20 protein-coding genes are annotated in these 22,737 nt (G+C 43.7%); 9 read left to right on the plus strand and 11 right to left on the minus strand.

Annotated features, from left to right (window positions below; translation table 11 throughout):
- Window positions 1–114: 114 nt before the first annotated feature.
- From QEP07_RS02820 to QEP07_RS02835, 4 genes are all read right to left on the minus strand, one after another.
- Entirely contained in the window at window positions 115–2,811 is a 2,697-nt protein-coding gene (locus QEP07_RS02820) for an alpha/beta hydrolase family protein (protein ID WP_285008435.1), read from the minus strand.
- A gap of 47 nt (window positions 2,812–2,858) precedes the next feature.
- A complete protein-coding gene (locus tag QEP07_RS02825) occupies window positions 2,859–4,289 on the minus strand; it encodes a RagB/SusD family nutrient uptake outer membrane protein (protein ID WP_285008436.1) in 1,431 nt (476 codons plus the stop codon).
- A 10-nt stretch (window positions 4,290–4,299) separates the two neighbouring features.
- Complete coding sequence (locus tag QEP07_RS02830) at window positions 4,300–7,587, minus strand: SusC/RagA family TonB-linked outer membrane protein (protein WP_285008437.1); 3,288 nt, start codon at window positions 7,585–7,587, stop codon at window positions 4,300–4,302.
- 368 nt (window positions 7,588–7,955) lie between these two features.
- On the minus strand, window positions 7,956–9,218 hold the full coding sequence (locus tag QEP07_RS02835; protein WP_285008438.1) for a FecR family protein: 1,263 nt from the start codon (window positions 9,216–9,218) through the stop codon (window positions 7,956–7,958).
- A gap of 215 nt (window positions 9,219–9,433) precedes the next feature.
- Between QEP07_RS02835 and QEP07_RS02840 the strand changes: the two genes are divergently transcribed.
- Complete coding sequence (locus QEP07_RS02840; protein WP_285008439.1) at window positions 9,434–9,781, plus strand: hypothetical protein; 348 nt, start codon at window positions 9,434–9,436, stop codon at window positions 9,779–9,781.
- A gap of 7 nt (window positions 9,782–9,788) precedes the next feature.
- A complete protein-coding gene (locus tag QEP07_RS02845) occupies window positions 9,789–10,790 on the plus strand; it encodes a type II toxin-antitoxin system antitoxin SocA domain-containing protein (protein WP_285008440.1) in 1,002 nt (333 codons plus the stop codon).
- A gap of 39 nt (window positions 10,791–10,829) precedes the next feature.
- Here QEP07_RS02845 and QEP07_RS02850 read toward each other — a convergent pair whose 3' ends face one another.
- Complete coding sequence (locus QEP07_RS02850; protein ID WP_285008441.1) at window positions 10,830–11,426, minus strand: RNA polymerase sigma-70 factor; 597 nt, start codon at window positions 11,424–11,426, stop codon at window positions 10,830–10,832.
- 278 nt (window positions 11,427–11,704) lie between these two features.
- On the opposite strand from QEP07_RS02850, the gene QEP07_RS02855 reads away from it, so the two are divergent.
- Window positions 11,705–11,950, plus strand: a complete 246-nt coding sequence (locus QEP07_RS02855) for a DUF2683 family protein (protein WP_285008442.1) — start codon at window positions 11,705–11,707, stop codon at window positions 11,948–11,950.
- On the opposite strand, the gene QEP07_RS02860 is transcribed toward QEP07_RS02855, so the two are convergent.
- Window positions 11,937–12,515 carry a DUF1572 domain-containing protein gene (locus tag QEP07_RS02860; RefSeq protein WP_285008443.1) on the minus strand — a complete coding sequence of 193 codons (579 nt, stop codon included), beginning with the start codon at window positions 12,513–12,515 and terminating at the stop codon, window positions 11,937–11,939. The two genes, QEP07_RS02855 and QEP07_RS02860, sit on opposite strands and share 14 nt — an antisense overlap.
- Before the next feature lie 227 nt (window positions 12,516–12,742).
- Between QEP07_RS02860 and QEP07_RS02865 the strand changes: the two genes are divergently transcribed.
- Window positions 12,743–13,585, plus strand: a complete 843-nt coding sequence (locus QEP07_RS02865; protein WP_285008444.1) for an Rpn family recombination-promoting nuclease/putative transposase — start codon at window positions 12,743–12,745, stop codon at window positions 13,583–13,585.
- A gap of 63 nt (window positions 13,586–13,648) precedes the next feature.
- Here QEP07_RS02865 and QEP07_RS02870 read toward each other — a convergent pair whose 3' ends face one another.
- Both QEP07_RS02870 and QEP07_RS02875 read right to left on the minus strand, forming a co-directional pair.
- Entirely contained in the window at window positions 13,649–14,182 is a 534-nt protein-coding gene (locus QEP07_RS02870; protein ID WP_285008445.1) for a dihydrofolate reductase family protein, read from the minus strand.
- 64 nt (window positions 14,183–14,246) lie between these two features.
- The gene (locus tag QEP07_RS02875; RefSeq protein WP_285008446.1) at window positions 14,247–15,029 is read right to left on the minus strand and encodes an AraC family transcriptional regulator; all 783 of its coding nucleotides are present in this window, start codon (window positions 15,027–15,029) and stop codon (window positions 14,247–14,249) included.
- 50 nt (window positions 15,030–15,079) lie between these two features.
- Between QEP07_RS02875 and QEP07_RS02880 the strand changes: the two genes are divergently transcribed.
- The 4 genes from QEP07_RS02880 to QEP07_RS02895 all read left to right on the plus strand — a co-directional run bounded on the left by QEP07_RS02880 (window position 15,080) and on the right by QEP07_RS02895 (window position 20,439).
- Complete coding sequence (locus QEP07_RS02880; RefSeq protein ID WP_285008447.1) at window positions 15,080–15,454, plus strand: TlpA family protein disulfide reductase; 375 nt, start codon at window positions 15,080–15,082, stop codon at window positions 15,452–15,454.
- Window positions 15,455–15,689: 235 nt separating this feature from the next.
- The gene (locus QEP07_RS02885) at window positions 15,690–16,583 is read left to right on the plus strand and encodes an Rpn family recombination-promoting nuclease/putative transposase (RefSeq protein ID WP_285008448.1); all 894 of its coding nucleotides are present in this window, start codon (window positions 15,690–15,692) and stop codon (window positions 16,581–16,583) included.
- Between the two features lie 155 nt (window positions 16,584–16,738).
- Window positions 16,739–19,585, plus strand: a complete 2,847-nt coding sequence (locus QEP07_RS02890; protein ID WP_285008449.1) for an outer membrane beta-barrel protein — start codon at window positions 16,739–16,741, stop codon at window positions 19,583–19,585.
- A 212-nt stretch (window positions 19,586–19,797) separates the two neighbouring features.
- Entirely contained in the window at window positions 19,798–20,439 is a 642-nt protein-coding gene (locus QEP07_RS02895; RefSeq protein WP_285008450.1) for a DUF6266 family protein, read from the plus strand.
- Here QEP07_RS02895 and QEP07_RS02900 read toward each other — a convergent pair.
- The 3 genes from QEP07_RS02900 to QEP07_RS02910 form a co-directional block, all read right to left on the minus strand.
- Entirely contained in the window at window positions 20,432–21,559 is a 1,128-nt protein-coding gene (locus QEP07_RS02900) for a metallophosphoesterase family protein (protein WP_285008451.1), read from the minus strand. The genes QEP07_RS02895 and QEP07_RS02900 overlap by 8 nt on opposite strands.
- Before the next feature lie 139 nt (window positions 21,560–21,698).
- Window positions 21,699–22,091, minus strand: a complete 393-nt coding sequence (locus QEP07_RS02905) for a DUF4890 domain-containing protein (protein WP_285008452.1) — start codon at window positions 22,089–22,091, stop codon at window positions 21,699–21,701.
- A gap of 81 nt (window positions 22,092–22,172) precedes the next feature.
- A complete protein-coding gene (locus QEP07_RS02910) occupies window positions 22,173–22,415 on the minus strand; it encodes a hypothetical protein (RefSeq protein ID WP_285008453.1) in 243 nt (80 codons plus the stop codon).
- A gap of 96 nt (window positions 22,416–22,511) precedes the next feature.
- Here QEP07_RS02910 and QEP07_RS02915 point away from each other — a divergent pair, with 96 nt between their 5' ends.
- Entirely contained in the window at window positions 22,512–22,715 is a 204-nt protein-coding gene (locus tag QEP07_RS02915; protein ID WP_256005629.1) for a hypothetical protein, read from the plus strand.
- Window positions 22,716–22,737 lie beyond the last annotated feature (22 nt).

Below are 22,737 nucleotides of genomic sequence, written 5' to 3' on the forward strand. Positions count from 1 at the left end.
CAAGCATTATAGCCAGAAATAGGAGTCGGTATAACTTTGATTTATTTTTCATTATACATTTCAAAATTTTGATTGGTCTGTTATTGTTATAATAAAGTGCAATTCACTTTTATATTAATATTCACTTCTAGTGAGCCCTAAGCCTGGTGTTTTCCCAGATGAATCAAGCTCCAAGCCTAAATCAATACGTTTTAAGTTGGCAGGAATTCCTTGTAGCATCCACCTTGGGCAAGGTTTACCTTTCAAATAATGATCAAAAAATTGATGCATTCTAATTGCGAAGTCTTTCGCTGAATTTCCCTCAACCCCATGGTTTCCATCGTTATATTCTAACAGCCAGGCTTTTTTACCAAGACGGCGAAGTGCAGTAAATAGTTCAATTGCTTGGGTAAAAGGACATACTCCGTCAACCGAAGTATGAAACATTAATAACGGCGTAGAAACTTGATTGACCTTGAAAATCGGAGAATTATTTATATACCATTCGGGTTTTTCCCATGGAGTAAAGCCCATCCGCCAAAATGTAGATTCGTACATATTTTGAAGCACAGACCCATCGCCGGCTAAACTACCATAGCCGCTAATGAAATTTGAAATTCCCGAAGCAGAGCATGCTGCAGAAAATAGATTTGTGTGTGTGACCAGGTAATTAGTCTCAAACCCGCCAAAACTACATCCTTGGATTCCCAACCTTGCAGAGTCCACATATGGAAGCTTAGCCAAATATTTGGCTGCGGAGACAACATATTTTCGGGTGCTTTCGCCGGGTTCACCAACTTGAAAATATATGTCCGGGACAAATACTAAATATTCACTGCTAACATAGGTCGGGATATTTATTGAGCATCCGTTCGAAAGATCCTCAGGTGTTAAATAAGCGTTCAAGCCATCCGATTTTCTCTCATAGTAGGTCAGAATAACGGGATACCTTTTCTTGGGATCAAAATTCTCTGGCTTATAAAGAACCCCTTTCGACATGATACTATCCTCTAACCCAAATGTATGTAACTCGGTTCGGTACCAGTTGTATTGTTTTTGAGGACACAAAAACGTAAGCTGACGAAAGTTCTTGAAATCTCTTGTAAAGAATAGATTAGGAAACTCACTTGCACTCATTCGTCGAACAACGAACGCATCATTATTCAACGATTTTCGAACGGAAAAGTTAACACCGTCAGGTATATATGGGTTGCTTTTGATATCAAAAATAAATGGCCCCATAACTAAACGTTCAGGATCTCGGTCGCTATTCAGTACCATCGAGTAGAAACCATTATGCTTATTATTCTGGTTGAACGCGGCCAGCAAGGACGGTTTTATTGTATCGATTTGCCCCTCGCTCTCACTAGCGAAGCGCAGAACCGTCTTTGTCTTTTGTCCATAGCCGTTTGTTAGGTTTCTTGGAGGGCGAATACCAGAGGGATCCAGTTGCCAGATATCGAACTCATCATATATCAGCAAAGCTTTATCGTCCGAATACCAACCTGCTAGATTGTATAATCCAAAAGGTTTCCCAGGTTTATCGCTGCTGTACCATTTTGTATTCAATCCTTTCGTAATATTCGTTAGGCGTTGATTTTCGAATTCATAACTGAAATATGAGCTTTCGTCTGGATCATAGTAAATGGCAAAATGGCCTCCTGGCGATATTCTATATTTGAAGTCTGTGTTCCTTTTTATCAGCCTTCTACTGCCCTCAGGCAAGTTAAGAATGTAGTAGTCTTTCTTTCCGGCGATATTCCAGTCAGCCTCTCCAGAGCCCACGTTCCCGTTGTAATGTGTTATCAGAAAAGCTTGTTGGTTCATATTGAAGTCCTGAATGAAATCATTTCTGCCCTCTAGTCTCAACATTTTCCTATCCTTTATATCGAAGACAAATCTGTAACTGCGAATTTCAGGTTCAGTCAATTGTTGACTCTGGAGCTTTTCATCAGAATAACTCCACACATTTAAACTTACATCCGAAGGTTGTTTCGTAATTTCTACTGTTCGCTCTCTCATCAATAGAAAAAGAAAACGCCCTTCATTATTTAAACCCTCAATACGTTCAATCTCCATGTCCTGAAAATCTCGAAGAATTACGGCGCTGCTCGTTATACATCTTGCGGCAGTATCACCAAGTGTAAATAGCCAAAAGCTATGAAACTCGTCCTGCTTATTCTTGGCCTGAATGGCGATTCTTTTTTGATCACCGCTCCAAGTCATGGTAAGAATCTCATCTCCCGTCCAGACCCGTTGGCTCTTTCCGGTAGTTAAGCTTAAGAGCATTAATGACGTTTTATTGGATCCCTCTTCATCTTTAATTTTTATCAACACCATATTACCGTTGTCACAAAATTGGTAGTCCAAAACCGAGTGCATTCTGACCTTTGAGTTCGACTTTAAGTTCAATAGCGTCAAAGTTGTGTGCTCCCTTTCAGTGTAGCCGATGACTGAGGTGCTGCTAGAAACTTTAACATCCTTTATGCCTCTGATATACTGTATGCTTTTGTTTCGAGTGTTCAACACGCATAGACTATCACTAGAAACACGTAATATGAAGAAGCGACTATCATTAGTAAAGATTGGTTCACCGGCATCCGCATTAGTATATATTTTAATTGCCCAATCATTGGTAGTAGAATTTATAGAAACGGATTTTTTATTATCGTTGCCCTCTTTTATCTCGTAACTAACGTATTCGCCGTCATTAGAAATTGATTTAAAATTTAGGGAAGGCCAGGATTTGTAAGCCGCCTGGTCAAGTGAGGGTTTTTGCGCATATCCATGACAATAAAAGATCAACAGAAGCAATCGAACGAGGTATCTCATCAGCTGGATTATAAAGGTGTTAAAAACTTAATTGGACCAAAATTGCTCTAGTAGCCTGGGTTTTGATTTCCCACCAAGCCTGGATTTCTTCTCATATCATTCTCTGGAATTGGATACAATTCATCAGTTGACTGCCATGTCGAACCTTTTCGCGCATGTAAGATGTCATTTACAAGGCCAAGCCGTTTCAGGTCGAGCCATCTATGCCCCCACTCTGAAAACAGCTCCTTCCTTCGCTCGGCTGAAATGGCTTGAAGTAGTTCCTCTTTGGAAGTAAAGATCATACCCGGCAAACCCGCACGCTTACGAACAACATTTAAATCGCGCACGGCGTCTTCGTTCCTATCTAGATATAGATTTGCCTCAGCACGGATAAGATATTGCTCAGCAACACGCAATACTATTGAATATTCATTTACGGCGGCGAATGGATCCTTAATTTTATATTTGTACGGATAGAAATACTCCGCCATACCGACCTGCGCGCGGCCAACCCAATTAATTAATCTTCTGTCAATTGTACTGAAGTCTTCGACTAAATCCCTATTCAAATAGACCGGATTATCCAATGCACTTGGGCCCTGTGAAGGTAAAATAAACAGTCTTCCTTCCGATGTGTTGCTGATAAAATTATCTACAGGTTGTAAGGACCAAATTGTCTCCTTAGTGTTTTTAAGAAAAACAGATTTTACATCAACTGTATCGTATGTTGTTTTATTATTTATCAATTCAGAGGCATATTTCTCCGCTTGCACATAATCTTCAACATAAATAGAAACTCTCGCTAGTAATGCTTGTGCAGAACCCTTATTGGGACGAGTCCTGTCCGATACAGGTTTTTGCTGTGCGTTGAGGTAATCCGTACTTAACTTCGATTCTGCATCTTTCAAATCTAATACGACTTGGCGATAAACAGTTTCCTGGGCAACCCGTGGTGCGTTGCTGTTTAACTTATAGTCGGTTGACAATATTAGGGGAACGTCCCCGTATAAATTTGTAAGGTAGAAATACAAGAATGCACGCATGAATTTTGCCTCCCCAATTAGTTGTTGCTTTACTAGCGGGCTCAATGACAAGCTCGATTCGAGCCCCTCTATCGCTGCGTTGATGTTAAAAATTAGCGGGTAGGTATTGAGCCAAACATCCGAATTAGAGGTGTTTATACTAGTAAGTTCGTTTTTATAGTAGGCTAGTAGAGAAACGTCCGTCACCCCGTTAAATAATATTAATTCATCAGCTGAAAGTCCACATAAGAAAGATAGCCCAGTGACACCTACTCTGGCGCCAGCTTGACTCATTTTTGTGTAGATACCTGTTATAGACGCCGTCGCACTTGCATCATTTGCATACACTATGCTTGAGTTAGTACTCGTTGAGGGTGCATTTACTTCAACAAACTTCTTACAGCTAACTACTAGTAAGCCTGATAGCGTAAACAACAATATCCATTTTTTTATAACGATCAATTTTGTTCTCATGGCGGTTGGATTAAAAGGTAACCTGGATTCCGGTGGAGATTACCCTTAATGGAGGTAAAGTAAGGCTTGATTTAGTTTCCGGGTCCAGACCTTGGTAATTTGTAATGGTTAATAAATTTTGTCCTTGTACAAACACTTTCCCATAACGCATCTTTAGCTTTGAAATAACTTGTTGTGGAATTGCCCAGGATAATGACAGGTTTTTCAACCTTATATAGGATGCGTCAGCCCATACCGCGTTACTGCTATAGATTGCGAATGCGGGAGTTAATACATCGAAATCGCCGCTTGAATACTTTTGAACGCGCGCGTTACTATTAGAGGCATTCCAAGCATTCAAAACTGTCCTTGGCTGATTTACGGGACTGAACGCTCCGGGGAAGCCATTTCCATAAAAGTAATTCTGCCCCATTTGTCTTACAAATTGAAACAAGAAATCAAGTGCGAAACTTCGATAACTAAATGAATTATTTATGCCACCATAAAGAGTCTGTGATGTATTTACAAACCTTGTTAGGTTTTCGGAGCTGACAGTTGGGTCATTAATTAGGTTTCCATCTTTATCCCGATATTCATATAAACCCGTACTTTGGTTTACCCCAACAAAATCATATAGGCGATTGAAGGTAATTGGTTCCCCGACCTTATAGTCAGCATAAAAGATTGAAGATTCAAGATTTTCAAACTCAATTAATTTATTTCTAGGGACAGTGAGGTTAGCACCCGTTTTCCAACTAAATACTTTAGAATTAAGAACAGTAGAATTTATTGTGAATTCAAATCCGTTATTCTGCACCTTAGCTGGTAAATTAATCGTCAACGAATGCACACCAGCCGTGGATGGAAGTGCTGTCGCGAGTAATTGGTTCGAAGACCTGTTCCGATAGTAGTTCGTCTCTAATAGCAACCGGTCATTAAATAATGCAACGTCAATTCCGAAGGATAATTTTCTGGTTTCTTCCCATTGCAAATATGGGTTAGCAATACTGTTTGCAATAAGGCTCGGCCCTCCACTGTATGAAATAGGAGGATTGATGTTATCATATAGGCTGAGATATTGATAGTTTCCTATTTGATCGTTACCTGTCACTCCATAACTAAATTTCAGTTTTCCAAAACTGATAAAAGGTAGCAGTTCCTTTGAAAAGGATTCGTTACTGAATACCCAAGCCGCTCCCATTGCTCCAAAAGCATGGAAGCTGTTCGCACCGCCGAACCTCGAAGAACCGTCATACCTCCCGGTAAAGTTAATGATGTACTTGTTTTCCCAGTTGTAATTTAGCTTTCCGAAAACAGCATGATATTTATAGACAGAGTTTATAGTGGAGCCCAACGGCGTGGAAATAGATGTTGCGGAGTTGATATTATCAAGGACTTCATCACTACTATAGCCTGAGCCATTCAATTGTTGAGCAATACTATTAACTTGTTGAAAGGTCGTTCCAAGTAGTGAAGTCAAAACACCTTTTGATATAACATGTCGGTAATCAATTTGTGGTTCTACAATCCATGATCGGATATTGTTATCTCGATATGTTGCTCGCCTCGTACTCGTAGCCCTATTTTCTGGAGCAATCGCAGAAAGCGGGTTCGAGACTAACTCATCTGATCTGAGGTTTGTATAGCCAAAATTGCTTTTGATTCGAAGATTTCGCGTAATTTGGTAAGAAATATCACTACTTGTGATTAAATTAACAGTTTTATTATCGTAACGATTATTTAAAAGCGCAAGTGGCTGGAAAAAATCCAGCGAAGAAATGCCCTCAGAGTTAGGCGCCCAATTTAACGACCCATCATTATTTTTCAAACTTGGGGTATTAGGAGCTAATGTCATGGCGTACTCGGTCAAATCGTATCTAGTTAATCTATTATCATCAGAGACATAAGTACCAGAAAAGCTAAATTTAAATTTTTGATTTTTAGAACTATTAGCCATGTTGAAGTGGACAGAGCCCTTTTTGTCTGAAAAGTTTCCGGGGAAAACTGTAGTCTCCCTGTGGTAGCCGGCACTAAAGAGATATTGAATCTGGTCTGTTCCTCCAGATAAAGAGATTTTTTGATCTTGATATTCTGCATTACGACCTATCAATTCCTTTTGCCAATCAATATCTCTCGTTTGATCCCACATTGTTAGGTCATAATTCGAAACGTCCGACCCATCTAGAGCAGTTGGAACACTTAGGTTGTCATTTAAATAGGCTGATTTTCTCAGACTTAGATACTCGTTAATATTAAGTAATTCCATTTTTCGCGGGACCCTGCCAAATCCTAACTGCGAACTGACGTCCACTGTCATTCCACTTTCTTTTCCTCTTTTCGTTGTAATAAGAACGGCTCCATTCGCCGCCCGGCTGCCGTATATCGCAGTCGCATCCGCGTCTTTCAGAATGTCGATACTTTCGATATCACTAGGGTTAATGAAACTCAACGGATTTCCAAAATTCGATTCTGAAGCGCCTGCTGATTGCGAAACTCCAAGGACATTTCCAGAGTTCGGTAACAGTTGTGAGACGTAGGGAACACCGTCAATTACAAAAAAAGGATCATTCCCCTTTCCAATACTGTTTTGCCCTTGAATAAGAATTCTAACACCACTGCCAGAGAACCCACTTGCTTGAGAGACTATTAATCCTGGTACACGACCGGACAGAGCCAATAAAGGATTATTTACCGGTTGCTTTGAAATATCCACCGCCTTTACTGATGAGGTATTGCCAGTATTAAGTCGTCTGGATGTAACACCATATGCTTGTATCAAGACCTCATCTAACTTACTTGTACTCAATCGCATCGTCACCGTCATAGTCCCTGTGTGCACAGCCACTTCCTTCGTCACATACCCTAAATAACTGACTACCAATACAGCACCTTCATCCACGTTCTTTAATTGAAAATTTCCTCCGGCATCGGTAGATGTAGAGCCTTTGCCGTTTTTCACGCTTACGGTGGCGCCGGGCAGGCCGTTGCCTAGGGAGTCCACCACTTTGCCTCGTACATCAATCGCTTGAAATCGGGCGATTACTCTGTCGAGTATGGAAGGGGTTTTTTCTTTGATGACGATGACCTTGTCTTCAATGGTGTAAGCCAGGTCGCTGCCTTTGGTCAACTGGTCCATTACGTCCGTCAGGGCGGTATTTCTGAAGTTTACTTTTATGCCTTTCTCGGTGTCTACCTTACTTGTTGATACGAGTACGCCGTAGCCGGTTTGTTTCTGGATCTCGTTAAATATACGTTCCAGTTTTACGTTGTTGCCAATCAGGGTAAGGCGCTGCCCAAAGCTGGCGGCGCTCACCTGCATAAGCGATATGATTAATATGAGTGTGGTTAACTTCATAATTAATATCCATTTATGTATGTAGCCTGGTGGCATACATAAGTTTCTAGTATAATTTTTATACATTTACTTTGTCTGTTATGGGTGTTGCTTGTTTTCAAGAATGTGGCAACCACCCGGTTCACGAAATAATTGTTTAATTGTTTCTGAAGCAGCATTACACGGACTCCGACGGCCATCGGTGTCCGTTTTTTATTTTGCTTGCTTTCTGCAAATTATACTATGGAATGTGCTCTTGATCTCTCATGACTTGGTTGGTTTAGGTTTACAGATTGGTTGATTCAGGAGATGATTTATTTTATTTGGTTATATAATATGATCTTTTCTATCGGTTATTTCTTATCGATAATGACCTTGTTTCCGGTAATTTCAAACTTCACTACTCCCGTTCGTTCCAGGGTTTTCAGGGTGGTCGATAGCTTATCAAACCTGCTGAACTTGCCGTAGAAGGTTTCCTGCTTCACGCTGTTGTCTTTATACTCCAGTTGCACATTATACCATCTCGCTATTTTATTCATAGCGCTTTCCAGGTTTTCATGATCGAACATAAAGTTTCCTTCTTTCCAGGCCACGGCATTTTCTGCATCTACGTTCTGTATCTTGATCTGGTTGGTAAATACCGATTGCTGGTTGGGTTTCAGAAGTTGAGGTTGCCGCGTCGTTCCTCCTCGCAATGACGAAACGGAAACACTTCCTTCAAGCAGGGTTGTTTTAATTGCGCCGTCCTCACCGTAGGCATTAATGTTAAAGTGCGTACCCAAAACCTCCACCCGCTGGTATTGTCCGTTCCTCAAATTTTTGGTGTTCACCACAAACGGTTGAGCTTTATCTCTAAATACTTCAAAGTAGGCTTCGCCACTCACTATTACTTCCCGCTTGACTAACCCTTTGAATGATATCGGAAATTCTATTTTAGAAGCAGCGTTAAGCCATACTTTTGTTCCATCTGGTAATGTAAAGGCGTAGGTTTGTCCATTGGCGGTCGCAGCCGTTATCCTTGCCTCCGTCATCTCGAGGGAACCGAGAGACCTCCTGTCCCTCAAGAGATCTCTCCCTTCGGTTCGAGATGACCCCACCTCACTCCCATCTTCGTACCTCAACTCCGCTCCAACAACCACACCCTTTTTCTCACTATCCAATACGATCGTTTTTCCATCAGCCAAGGTAATTGTTGCACCATAATTACCCGGTGCAACGTCACTGGCATAGTCTATGAGATTCCTCCTGTCGTCGGAATGACGGCCCGATTGGTCATTAAAGAACCATAACCCGAATACGATAGTCGCCACAGCGGCAGCCACAGCTACAATCCGCGGCCATAGTTTATAAGGCTGTTTATCCTTGAGTCCATTGCCATCCCTGTCAATTTCTGTGCTCTCCCCTCGGGCCTCTGCAAGCATCCCCGCAAGCACCTTATTCAACATCCGGCTTTTTACCACATCCGGTCCGCCGGAGCTGTCGGGCAATAACAGCAAATCATCCAGCATACTTTCATCCCAGTTACGCAGATATTCCCATTCCTGGTCGGTCAACTGCCCCTTTTTCCATTTGCAAGCCAGTTCCTGCAAATATGCCCTATCAAAATTGCCGTTCATTTAAATTGCCTTTCCTATATAGACGGCAAAAAATAACGCAACCCTAGGTCCCGCAGAAAAAAATTATCATGAAGCACCGTAAAATTGAGATTTAAAAAATATTAAATTCAACGACAAAGTTGAATATATAATAAAATTCAATTAATAGTTGCACGTATAAGTTTACCATTCTATCTTTGCAAAAAGAATACTACAACTAATTAACTGATCTCGCATTGAGTAGCAAAGATGAAGTGAATTTCTTTCTTCAGGAATTTAAAGTAAAGGCTGGTATATTTCAAATTGTGTTTAGAAATGATCGTTTCAAAAACACCCAAACCTTATTAGACCTGGAGATCAGCCCTGCAAAGAGAAAAGAAATTGTTTTGGGACTTGTAGTTACAGACTATGTCCAGGGCCCGGTTGACGACCGGCTTTATGGCTTGGCAAGCTTATGGGTGTTCGGTAAATTAGTAAAGGGTGTAGAGATTTATATTAAAATATCAATGGGAGTTAAAAACAATCCGGTAATTTGCATTTCTTTTCACCCGGCAGAATACCCCTTAAAATATCCTTTGAAATAGACAAAATATGAAAAGTCCGATCACTAGCAAAGTAATGCCTGTCTTAAACAAAAAAGCTGATTTGTATTTCAGAAAAGAAGCATTTACGATCAACTTCCATTATTATTATTGTGAAGATTCAGATGAGGAGTTTACAGATGATAAATTGGATGGCATTAATCAGACCCAGGTTTATAATATGTACAGGGAGAAATATGGGATTCCCTTTCCCGACGAAATTAGCTCAATACGGGAGCAATACGGACTTTCATCTACAAAAATGTCATTGGTTCTTGGATTGGGCAGCAATGCCTATCGCCTCTACGAGGCAGGAGAGATGCCCTCTGTTGCGAACGGTCGCCTTGTTTTATCTGTTAAGCAGCCGGAAGCATTCATCCGGCAAATAGAAGCAAGCAGCCATCTTTTAACTGGTAAAGAGCAGCAAAAGCTTACAGACAGAGCTAGGAAATTGCAGGAAGAACAGAAGCATGATCAATGGAATAACCTGCTTTATCGACACATTTTTGGCGATCCCTGCCCGTCCGAGTTCAATGGGTATCAAACGCCAAGGTTAGATAAAATCGCAGCACTTATCAGTTTTTTCAGCCCTAAGATCGATTTATATAAGACCAAGATGAATAAAATATTATTCTATTGCGACTTTGTAATGTTCAAAAGCACTGCGCATTCTATGACGGGAATAGCTTATAGAGCCATACCATACGGGCCTGTGCCTGTAGAATACGATAAACTATATATGAAACTATGTGATGATGGCAGCATCAGTATTGTTCCCAAGTTACTGAAAGATGGGAACTACGGCGAGATCATCCAGTCCGAAGCCAATGGAACGTACACCTTTACTGATGTCGAGCAGCAGGTTTTGAACAAAGTGTTAAACAAGTTTAAAGGCAAAACCACACAGCAGATCGTAGACATCAGTCATGAGGAGCTAGGTTGGCTAGAAAATGAAAATAATAAAGGCATAATAAGCTATCAAAAATATGCTTTTAACCTAAAAGCAATTTAAAGGGCAATTGCTAAAATGGTTAAGCGAAGAAGTTCATAGTTATACTGCGCCGCCCAATACCAACACAGCAATCGGCACCGCCACCGCTAAATTGTTTCTGATTCCTTTAAAAGCCCTCGACATATGTGCTTCGACCGCCTTCTCCGAAATATTTAATTCCTCGGCGATCTGCTTGTTCGTCAGGCCCTGTTCCCGGCTCATACGATATACGATGCGGCACTTCTCGGGCAACTGCCGCACAGATGCTTCGATCTGTTCCAGAAGTTCCTTCTCCAGCAATTGCGCATCGGCCGATAACTCATCGCTCAACCCGCTTTCTGCCTCCGTAAGCTCCCCGGTAGCATGCTTTTGTTTATAGTATTGCCCCGCAAGTAAGTCATACACCCGGTACCGCACCGCTGCCGCCAGATAGGTAGCGAGTGTATATTTCAGTTCGAGTTTATCCCTCAGCTTCCACAATTTCAGAAACACATCCTGCACACATTCTTCAGCCTCCTCCAGATGCTCCAGACGATTCAGCGCCACAGCCAGCAGCTTATCCCAATACCGTTCGTAAAGTTCGGTCATAGCACTAGCATCGCCCTGCTTCAGCAAAGCCACCAGTTCCAGATCAGTATAAGCACGTCGAGCAGACATTTAATTAGCGTTTTCCCTTTACGGGTGTCCCTTTATAAATTTAACTAAAGTTTCGCAATAGTAAACTTTTTTCAGGACATAATGTTAAGAGCGGCCATGGTTCTAAAGACGGTGCTAAGATGTTATTCTTCAAAATACCTCAATAGAATTCATTTTATTTAGCTGTAAATCAATACTTTAATATAACACATTTCCTTGGAAATGTTGGGTTGAATTACATGTTATACTTAACTTTGCTTATGGGACATACGTACAGTAAAATCGCGTATATTTGTTATATGCAAAAACTTATTGTTCAGCCAAGAGATAAAAGGCAACTTTCACAAGTTAAAAGCGCACTAAAGGCCTTAGGCGTTCCTTTTACCCAAGAAGAGGTTGAACCTTATGATCGGGACTTTGTTAAAAAGGTCGAATCTAGTTTGGCAGAATTCGAGGCCGGAAAAACCACAAAAGTAAAATCTGAAGATCTTAAAAAATTTCTTGGCCTTTCAAACTACAATACTCTAGATTTCAGTCTTCAGTAGAGCCCTTCGGATTCAGAACCTCATCAGTAAAGTGCCCGCGATGCCTTTCCTGCGCAAATTTATCGGCATTGAACGCCGCTGAATTTCCCTTTGGAATAGATAAAGACTGCCAGTTAGAAGACAGCATCTTGCCGATATAAACGATTTGCCCGACATGATAAGGATAATGTGCCAGTTGCCGGTTAATTGCTTCCATCACCGTGTGGCCCTCGTTACGGATATAGACAATTTTGCTAAGGTCATCATCGAATAGCGAGCGAAGGCTATCCAGTAAAACCTTCCAGCCCTGCTCCCATAATTTCAGCATCTCTTGCTTTGAACCCAGATCATTCTCAAACTCAGCGTCACGGTTGCGCCAGGGCTTTTCTCCGTCGGTCGTTAACAAATCTGTCCAGCGGCTAAGCATATTACCCGCCATATGCTTAACGATCGTCGCGATGCTGTTGCTGTCCGGATTATGCTGCATAAACAACTGTTCTTCTGTAAGCTGATCAAAGGTTCTATCGCCCAGCATTTTGTAGTACAAAAACTGCTTTAATACGCTTTCCAGATACTCATTTTTCATAACAACGATTTGTTGATTAACAAATATACTCAAACGTGAATTCAATTGTGCGTGAGTTATTGGGTCAATCGCGATGGCGATAAATTTAACCATTCTCATAGCGGTATCTCACCTCCTCGCTCCACATCAATATAATAAGCTGACCATCAATATTTTGTGTAAATAATTATTATTTTGAAACTTGGCTTTTCTGCACAGATCTGCATAGGTTTGCTGAAATAATTCTTATGCCAATTACATCCAGATTCCTCGACCCGCTTACCGACTTTGGTTTCAAACGCCTCTTCGGGAGCGAACCCGACAAAGACATCATGATCGATTTTCTAAACGTTCTCTTTGAGGGCGAGAAAGTCATTGCCGACATCAGTTACAGTCCGACCGAAATAAACGGAGCTAGTTCAAAAGAGAAAAAAGTGCTTCTCGACCTCACCTGCACTGGTGTCGATGGAGAAAAGTTTATTATTGAAATGCAGCGCACCGATCAGGAGTTCTTCAGCGACCGCTGCGTGTTTTATATGTCAAGATTGATCAGCTCCCAACTGACCAAAGACAGTTCCAACTGGTCTTCAGCCCTCAGTGAGGTCTATTTAATCGGGATCATGGAGTTTTCTTTCAGGGAATCCGATGGCGACTATCTGCATAATATCAAGTTGGCAAATCTTAAGACCGGCAAGGTTTTTCACAATGGCATGGGTTATAAATTCCTGGAATTGCCTAACTTTGATAAGAGCGAAGCGGAATTGCAGACCGACCTGGACAAATGGTTTTATGTTTTAAAAAACCTGAGCAGTCTGGACAAGATACCTGCAATCCTCGACAAAAGAGTTTTTCAAAAGATCTTTAAAATTGCGGAGGTAAGCAAAATGACTAAAGAAGAACAAGAACTTTACGATTCAGATCTCAAAGCCAAATCTGACTGGAACGCAGGGATTGAGTGGGCTAAGAAGCAGGCCGATCACGAAGCAACATTGAGGATAGCTCTTAACTTCCTCAAACGTGGCTTTACCGCGGAGCAAGTTTCTGCAGGAACTGGCTTGTCATTGGAAGAAGTGCACAAACTTCAGAGTTAGGCAGACAACAAAAATGACTAAAGAAGAACAGGAACTTTACGATTCAGATCTCAAAGTCAAGCCCTACCTTAAGATATCATAACGCAGCGATACCAAACCCGTTTCATAAGTCTTACTTTCCAGCAAAGTAAGCTGCGAACGATGGTCCTGTCCGGTAAACAATGGCCTTCCGCTGCCAAGCAATATCGGGTGTACCGATAACCACAACTCATCCACTAGCCCAGCCTTCATCATGGCCTCATTCAGAGAGGCACCACCGAACAACCAAATGTCTTTGCCCGGCATTTCCTTCAGGCGCTGGGCCTCGATCATACTATCGCCCGAAACCAACACCGCGCCCTCCTTCACCTCTTGTAGTGTATTCGAAAACACATATTCTTGAAGCGGAGGCATGCCGGGAACAGCTTCACCCCCATGCTCAGCCACATGCTTTTGCAAAGTTTCATAGCTTTTCCGCCCGATAAACATCGCATCGATCCGCTCATAAAATTCATTCAGACCATAATCCTGGTCCGTGAAGCACCAATCATATTCACCGTTTGGACCTTCGATATAACCGTCAAGCGTAACGGCCAATCCTAAAATTAGTTTCCTCATCTCTGTTTAATTTAAAGCTCAAAGGTAGGGCAACGAAAGCATGGCAAATTGTACAAAACGGACATCAATACAAAATATGATCCGAGCGCACCAATACACCCGGCGTACTCCCTGTAAATTCCTTATAATCCCTTATAAAATGTGCCTGATCATAATACCCAGATCTATGAGCGAGCTCAGTAAGCGAATGATTCGGATAGTATTTTAATTGCTGTAGAGAGTAAATGAACCGGGTGACCCGCAAGTACTCCTTCGGCGGTAAACCCAGGTTATGACCAAACTTTCTGGAAAGCTGGCGCTGACTCAATCCGGAGAGACCACTGATGTCACCCGCGGAAAGATTACCCTTTGCATGTTCAATATGCTTCATACAATATACAAAGACAGCATCCGTTTTGCTGCCCATAAGCTGTGCAATGAGATAGTTCTGCAAGATATTAACTTTCTCCAGCGCTGAACTACTGAGTTCCAGTTGCTCTTCCAGAATACCCGAACTCGACTTCCAAAGATCAGAAAGCGGCGTAGTGGTATTGGCTAGTTCACTCATCGGGATCTTGAAAAAACGCTGTGCCATTCCGGGATAAAAGCACAGGGCGACACAACCGGATCCTTTTCGCATTCGAACATCCGCATACCGGTTCATCCTGAATGTTACGATGCTTCGCGTGTACAATCGCTCATCAATCACCGCCACAGGCGAACTTGTATAGTTGAGAAAAATTTCCACACAAGCGTCTGGCAAAACACGGACATGGCTCGTATCTGCATCCTTATCGCATTCCATGGTACAAATCGACTTTACGTAAGGCGCAAGCTTTGGCTTGATGTTATATAACTGCAGTTGCATAATTTCGAACTGGGTTTACAGTTTAAGGCGTTTGCTGCGGCATAAAGTTAGTGATATTCCGACAGTCTTTGCCGGCGACAGAACGGGAAAGTCATTCGGGACAGGAAATCCGTACCCTCCCTTATCCACCAGTCGTCGTGAAACTGGGAGAAAAGATGGCTGACACGGCATTGAAGAGTCTGGACGGTACAGTGCATACCTTGTCAGACTTTAAAGGCAAATATTTACTTATCGATTTCTGGAGCATGGTCGTGGCCCATGCATCTGACCGATGGCAAAGGAATGTCCGGGCTGGCCGCCAGGTATGGCGTAAGTGGAATACCACATTATATTATCATAAGTCCGGACGGTGTACTGATAGATTCATGGGTGGTTACTCCCAGGGCCTTCTCACTAAAAAACTGGAAGAGCTACTCAAAATTTAAGGCTTTACTTCGATACATTATTATTATCTTTTTCCTGGAAGATTGATTAGCACGGAAAGGTCTGAAATAGAAGTTACCGGCGTTGGTAAGTCGTAAGGAAGACCAATTCAAATTACACAAACACGCTATATAAAGCAGTATACAGCATTGTTTATCAATATTTTGTGTAGATAATTATTATTTTGAAACTTGGCTTTTCTGCACAGATCTGCATAGGTTTGCTGAAATAATTCTTATGCCAATTACATCCAGATTCCTCGACCCGCTTACCGACTTTGGTTTCAAACGCCTCTTCGGGAGCGAACCCGACAAAGACATTATGATCGACTTTCTAAACGTTCTCTTTGAGGGCGAGAAAGTCATTGCCGACATCAGTTACAGTCCGACCGAAATAAACGGAGCTAGTTCAAAAGAGAAAAAAGTGCTTTTCGACCTCACCTGCACCGGCGCCGACGGTGAAAAGTTTATCATCGAAATGCAACGTACCGATCAGGAGTTCTTCAGCGACCGCTGCGTGTTCTATATGTCAAGATTGATCAGCTCCCAACTGGCCAAAGACAGCTCCAATTGGTCCTCAGCTCTCAGTGAGGTATATCTGATCGGCATTATGGAGTTTTCTTTCAAGGAATCCGACGGCGACTACTTGCATAACATCAAACTGGCAAATCTTAAGACCGGCAAGGTTTTTCACAATGGCATGGGTTATAAATTCCTGGAATTGCCTAACTTTGATAAGAGCGAAGCGGAATTGCAGACCGACCTGGACAAATGGTTTTACATATTGAAGAACCTGAGCAGTCTGGACAAAATCCCTGCAATCCTAGACAAAAGGGTTTTTCAAAAGATCTTTAAAATTGCGGAGGTAAGCAAAATGACTAAAGAAGAACAAGAACTTTACGATTCAGATCTCAAAGCCAAATCTGATTGGAACGCAGGTATTGAGTGGGCTAAGAAGCAAGCTGCGCAGGAAGCATATGACGAAGCATCTAGAGAAGCAGAAGAACGCATATTGCAGATCGCCCATGACCTTAAAATGCAGATCGCCCGAAAACTCAAACAGAAAGGAGCCAGTGACGCTGAAATCTCGGAACTCACTGGGCTTTCCCTCGAGGAAATCAAAGCGCTGTAGGTAAAGCGCATTAATTTTTCGTCAAAAGTTCATGCAAGCCGTTTGTCTTTAACAGCTTACTTTGCAGAAACTTCTATCAAGCGAATGAGAGATGAGCTCGATCAGAAAATCAATTTTAAGGCTAAAACCTTATATTTGTTTCATAACCATTTGTTTTGAAACGCTCTCCTGCTCTTCGGTTCATCGTCACGCTTCTTATTTTTTTCGGAAGTCTGAGTCTCCACGCCCAACAAAGCCGAAAGGTCTCCGGCAGCATAACCGATACCGCTAAAACGGCCATATCTGGCGCCACAGTGCTGCTGATCTCCGAAAAAGATACGCTTAAAAGCATAACCGATTCCGAAGGCTATTTCAGCTTTTCAAAAATAACCGTCAATAAGTTTTCGCTGGAGATCAGCAGTGTTGCCTATCAAAAAGTCAGCTTTGAGCATAGCTTTACAGAAAAAGAACGACATAAGCGGCTCGAGCCTATCGAACTGAAGCCGTCCAACCAAATGCTTAAAGAAGTGGTCATCAAAGGCAAACCCAACCCGGTCAGGTTCATGCAAGACACAGTGGAGTTCAATGCCGAAGCCTTTCAGGTGCTTGAGGGCGATAACGTAGCAGATCTGATCAAGCAGTTTCCAGGCATGGAGGTCGACGACCAGTACAACGTGAAGTCCATGGGCAAGCAGATGGTTAAGTTGAGGGTAAACGGTGAAGATTTCTTTACTGGCGACGTCAATGAGTTCATCCGGCGCCTGCCTGCCGGTATCGTATCTAAAATTCAGGTCATCGACGATTTTGGGGATGAGGCGAACTTTACGGGTATTAAGGTGGGCGAACCCAGAAAGTTGCTGAACATTGTCACCAAACCGGGTATGGACAACGGCACCTTCGGCAACGCATCTGCAAATGCGGGATCCAACGACATGATCGGAAGCGGCCTCAGCGGCAATCTCTGGAAGGGCGGAAAGCAGACCTCCGCTCAGGGCAATATCGGAACCCAAAACAACGGAGCCGGAACAAGCAGAAACATTACCGGAGGGTTCAGTCATAACGACAAGTTCGGTAAATATACCCGCGGCGGCTTTGGATACAATTTCGGAAATAACAGCAACGCCTTCTCTCAGGAGCAGGTTATGGAATCTGTATATCCAGAGGGAACTTTTGTGAACAATTCCAGAAGTGCTGGCGACAATGGCGGAAGCCGTCACCACTTGAACGGTAACCTGCATTTTAATAACAAGAAGCTCTTCTTCACCGCTAACTTCAACGGTGCTTTAAACCGCTCCGATGCGGCAAACAGCTCGGCGACCAATCAATTCGGCCTCGTCCGGCAAGATTTGCGCAACAGCACACAGTCGAAGAACTCGACACCCAACCTGAACGCTTCTTTCTCAGCTGCCCGCAAGCCTTCAAAATCACCGCACCGCATCACGTTCAGCGGTGGCGTTTCCACATCAGGAAATAACGGCACACAGCAGATCAATACGAATACATTGTACTACAACAAAGCCACAGGCGCCCTCGAAAAAGATTCGGTGCTTAATCGCGACCTCCTTAACCGGTCGGACAACCGAGGTTTTAATGCGGGGTTTAACTATAGCTTTGGGTTTAAAAAACCTAAAGACAGTCTGGTAAACCGTCACCTTACCTTGGGTTACAGCGGCAGTATCAACCTGTCATCCAGCCAGGTATCAACTTTTGTGAACGACAATATCACAGGCCGCGTCGCGCTGGTCGACTCGCTCAGCCAGTCGTTCCGGTCAACCAGCCTGAGCCAATCACTCAACCTCAACTACAACTATAGCCGCAAAAATTTCCGGTACAACTTCGGAATCAATGCGCGGCCCAACATGCTCAGCAACGAGGACCTGAAACTGAAGCAAAAATTTGTAAACAACACTTTCAATTATGCTCCAAGCGCCAGTCTAGGCAAAACCTTTGCGAAAAACAAGACTATTTCCGCCAGTTATAACGGCTCCAACAACAATCCCTCCATCCATCAACTTCAGCCGATCCGCAATACCCAAAACCTGCAAAATATCGTTGTTGGCAACCCCGACCTGAAAGCGTCCTTCAATCATAGTATGAGCCTGAGCTTTAACTACAATCATGCAAAGACTGGCTTTTCCGTGCAAACAGGCCTGAATGCCAGCGTTACGCAGCGCGAAATTGTGGATCATGTAATCCTCATACCCGACACGCTCGACAGCTACCGGCAGATCACCCGCTATGAGAACGTAAACGGCAATTACGGAGTCAACGCGAATTATTACGCCAATTTCCCGTTCCTGAAAAACAAGCTTTTTTTCGGTCTCTCCGGCAATATTGGTCGCTCTAACCGGGCAATCCTGTTTAACAATCAGCGGGCCTTCGGTTCGGGGCTCAACTTTGCGCAGAGGCTCAACGGGCGCTATAACTTCAAGAAGTTCAATGTAAGCATGAACCTGAATTACTCGGTTACAAACAACAATGATGCAGGTTCGCTCCTACGCACAGCCTATATGCAGCAGCCTATGGGTTTGGGCATGATCAGCGCACCTGCCTTCTTCCGAAGCAATGCGCTCCAGATGAACGTAAGCGGCAGCATGCGACTAAAAACGCTCTCGCTCTCGGCGGGCGGAAACTATGCAAATACCAGGAGTGGCACCGGGGTCGATTCTACCTTGCGTGATGTGTCGAACATCAACTTAAACATGCAGGCGGAACTTACGGTTAAGAAATCTTACCACATCAGATTTGACGCATATAAGCGCATCAACTATGGTTATGCCCTTCAGGAGGCCAACCCAATGATCATCAACATGGCCTTAAGCAAAGGCTTTTTAAAAAATACGCTTAGGTTTAACCTGAGCGGGAACGATCTGCTTGCCCAAGGCAATAACATTTCACGTGTGCTGTCGGGCAACACGATCATCGACAGCCGGACTAAACAACAAACCCGGGTGTTTACCCTCGGCCTCAGCTACGATTTATCTAAGTTTGGTGGCAGGGTGTTCCGTGTTGATGCCGACTAGGGCACAAGCTAGTGATAAGCCTGATTCTCCAGTTGTTATCCACCTGTTATCCACTTGTCGTCCACTTGTCATTCACACAACTTTGGCCGACCCGGCGATCGATATTGTAGTCAAAACATATCATTTCATAGCGCATATGCTTGGCAAATGGTGTGGTATGTTAACTTTAAGCTGTCGGGCAATGTAGCCTGATCAATAAAATCTATCGTATTATGGGTGTGGCTAGGTACGGACCATTGGGTCCTTTTAAAGGCAAAATCGGGCCGATCTTCGGTTATGTTAAACAAGGCAAACTCATTTTAAGGGCTGCGCCTCAGGTAGTACCGCCCCGTTCGGAAAAACAAAAAGCGGTACTGCAGCGGATGCCGGTGCTGGGTACCTTCTTTCAATTCATCAAGCCATATCTCGCCATCGGATTTGAGCTTTCCGCACTGCGCAATGGCAACAGCGCGAATAATTCGGCGAAATCGTATAACCTAAAGCATGCCATTGGTGGGGTGTACCCAAATCAGTTTCTCGAGTATGATAAGGTGCGCCTTACCGAAGGTGAGCTGGCTGTTGCCGAAAACGCCGTCGTAATGGCAGTAGCTGATGGTTTCCGGTTTTACTGGGACTATGATGAGCACGATCCGCATGCCGGAGCGCAAGACAAGACCATGCTGATGGCATTTTTCCCGGATAAATCTAATCCGGTGTACCTGATAAGTGGTGTAGAGCGTAAAGCGCAGACACAATTGCTGGAAGTTCCAGCCCCTTTGAAGGGGCTGACGGCGCATACCTATATCTCGTTTGTAAGAGACGACCGCCGGGCGATTTCCAACAGCGTGTATACCGGGGCTATTGTGTTTAGTTGATGCGGATCTCGAAACTGTCTTCCGGCTCTTTCGGTGCTTCCGTACCGTTCTTGGCACGCACGGCAAAATATCCTCCGCTGAGCAACAGACCACTTTCAGTCCGCTCCAGGTGTACCTTTAAAAAGCCATGCCGGTCGTCGCAGTAGTTGACGAGCCGCACACCCTCAAACTCCGGCAGCGCGGCAGTGAAGTACGGATCGTCTTTACGGGCTATGGGGTGCAGCTCATCGTAACCCCCGCCCCCGGCTACAATATAATTTACTACGCCACCGTCGGGATAGTGTTTCTCAAAATGCTGGTAGTTGTGCACGTGTCCGCTGAAAACAGCGTGCGGCCTCACGCCTGCCTCGACGTAGGCGCTCTCCAGCATCTCGATCATGGGCATGCTAGAACCATGGTTGATGTCGCCCGAATACGGTGAATGGTGAATGCAGACAAACAAGGCCTTGTCAGCATGTTCGCTTTTGGCCCATTCAAGTTCTTTGATGAACCAACTGCGCTGCTCCGGTGTCACTACCCCAAATTTTGGGACATTGGAGGCTAGTCCGATGAAATTCGCCAGCGGTGTTTCCATAGTCCAGTATACATTTGGCTGCACACCGCTTTTTCTTGCATTGCCGCCGCTAAACTCCACTTCGCTGGGTGTTTCCGAACAGAAGACCCTTACAAAGGTATCCAGACTGTTGTAAGGAACCTTACTAAGGGGATTGACATCGCTGTCGTGGTTCCCGGGTATGGCAAACACAGGCGCCGGATAACCATTAAACGGGTCAAAAAACTGACGCTGGTATTCGTGGGCTTCGCCATGGTTGTACACGATATCACCCAGGTGATACAGAAATTCCGGTTTGTCGCCGTATTCGTCCACATCGTCAAACTGGCTTAGCATCTGCCTGGAAACCAGCTTCAGGAAGTCCGGGTTGCGCATACTGCCTGTATCGCCTACCATCTGGAAGGTCATTTTATCGCGGCGAATGCCGGGAATAACTTTGGAAATATCTAAGTGATAAGGATAAGCGCCCGTAGGCCGGGGCAACGGCAGGTATTTGTAGGTGTCGTCGGGTTGTCCTTTTTTAAAAACTGGTGTTGTGTGTATGGGGTCGTCTTCAGAAATTGTCATGTGTTACAAAAATACCCTTTCTCATATTAAGGGATTGTCAAATTCGGTGATAAAATGCGGTAATAAAAAAAGGATGCCTGTTGCCAGACATCCTTCCAAACCAATTTATCCCTATAATAATCAGCTTGTTGTCGTTTGGTTAAGCGCCTCTCTTCTTTTTCACCCTATCCTTCATCGCTTCCATCCGTTTTGCTTTTAATTCTTTGTAGGTTGCCTTTTGCTGATCGGTCAGTATACTGTTGATCTGGTTCTCATGCGCCTCCCTGGCTGCTTTGAACGCCGCTCTGTCGGCCTTAGCTTTCTTTACACCTTTTACATGAGCCTCTTTGGCTTTTTTAGCTGCCTCAAGGTTCAGCGCGTAAATCTTCGACTGCTGGTCGGCCGTAAGTGAAAGGTCTTTGTTTAAACGTTCGGTCATTTTCTTTGCGCGCTCTTCAGGTGTTCTTACCTGTCCTTTATCCCTTCCATCCTGTGCAAATGCCATTGTGCTTAGTCCGACAAGTACAGCGGCGGTAAAAATTAACTTTCTCATCTTCAGTTCCTCGTGTTTTATGGATATAGAGGGCTAAAGGGGCAAATAGTTTAAATGCTGAAATGTTAAGAAATGTTAAAATCAGGGCAGGTTGTTTTCGAGCAGCAGAATGTCGGCGCCGATTTCGTCGACCAGGCGCTGACTGATCTCGTCGTCGGTACGCCACTCGAGTTTGGTGTCGCCCTGCACGGTATATAAATGTCCGCTGCGTTCTCCGTTGATATATACAATATAATCGCCTTCCTGTGGTACCTCCACGCGTATGGCATGTGGTTCTCCATCTATGTCGATGGTGAATTCGTATGGGTTCAGATCTTTTTCCATGGCCTTGTATGATTTGTTTCAGGAAAAACAGTGAACAAAGGAGATTGTTTTTTGTTACCCTTTAAAACCAGTATTCACCCTAAAAACGGAGGCATTATGGAAAATGAACATGAAAAGCCGCTGGGTTCAAACCTGACGGGCACCGCTGTTCCGGCCAAGCCGGGACACGATCGCGATATTAAACCTGAGGCTTACGTACCGGAAACTGATCCGGAAGAGAGCAATCCGGACAAAGCGCAAAATACAGACGCCCTGCTGGGCGATGTATCCCACGACGATACGGAAGAGCTGACGGATTGATGTGGTTTAATTACGGTTTAGT

It is taken from the genome of Pedobacter faecalis, from assembly GCF_030182585.1.
Classification (GTDB): domain Bacteria; phylum Bacteroidota; class Bacteroidia; order Sphingobacteriales; family Sphingobacteriaceae; genus Pedobacter; species Pedobacter faecalis.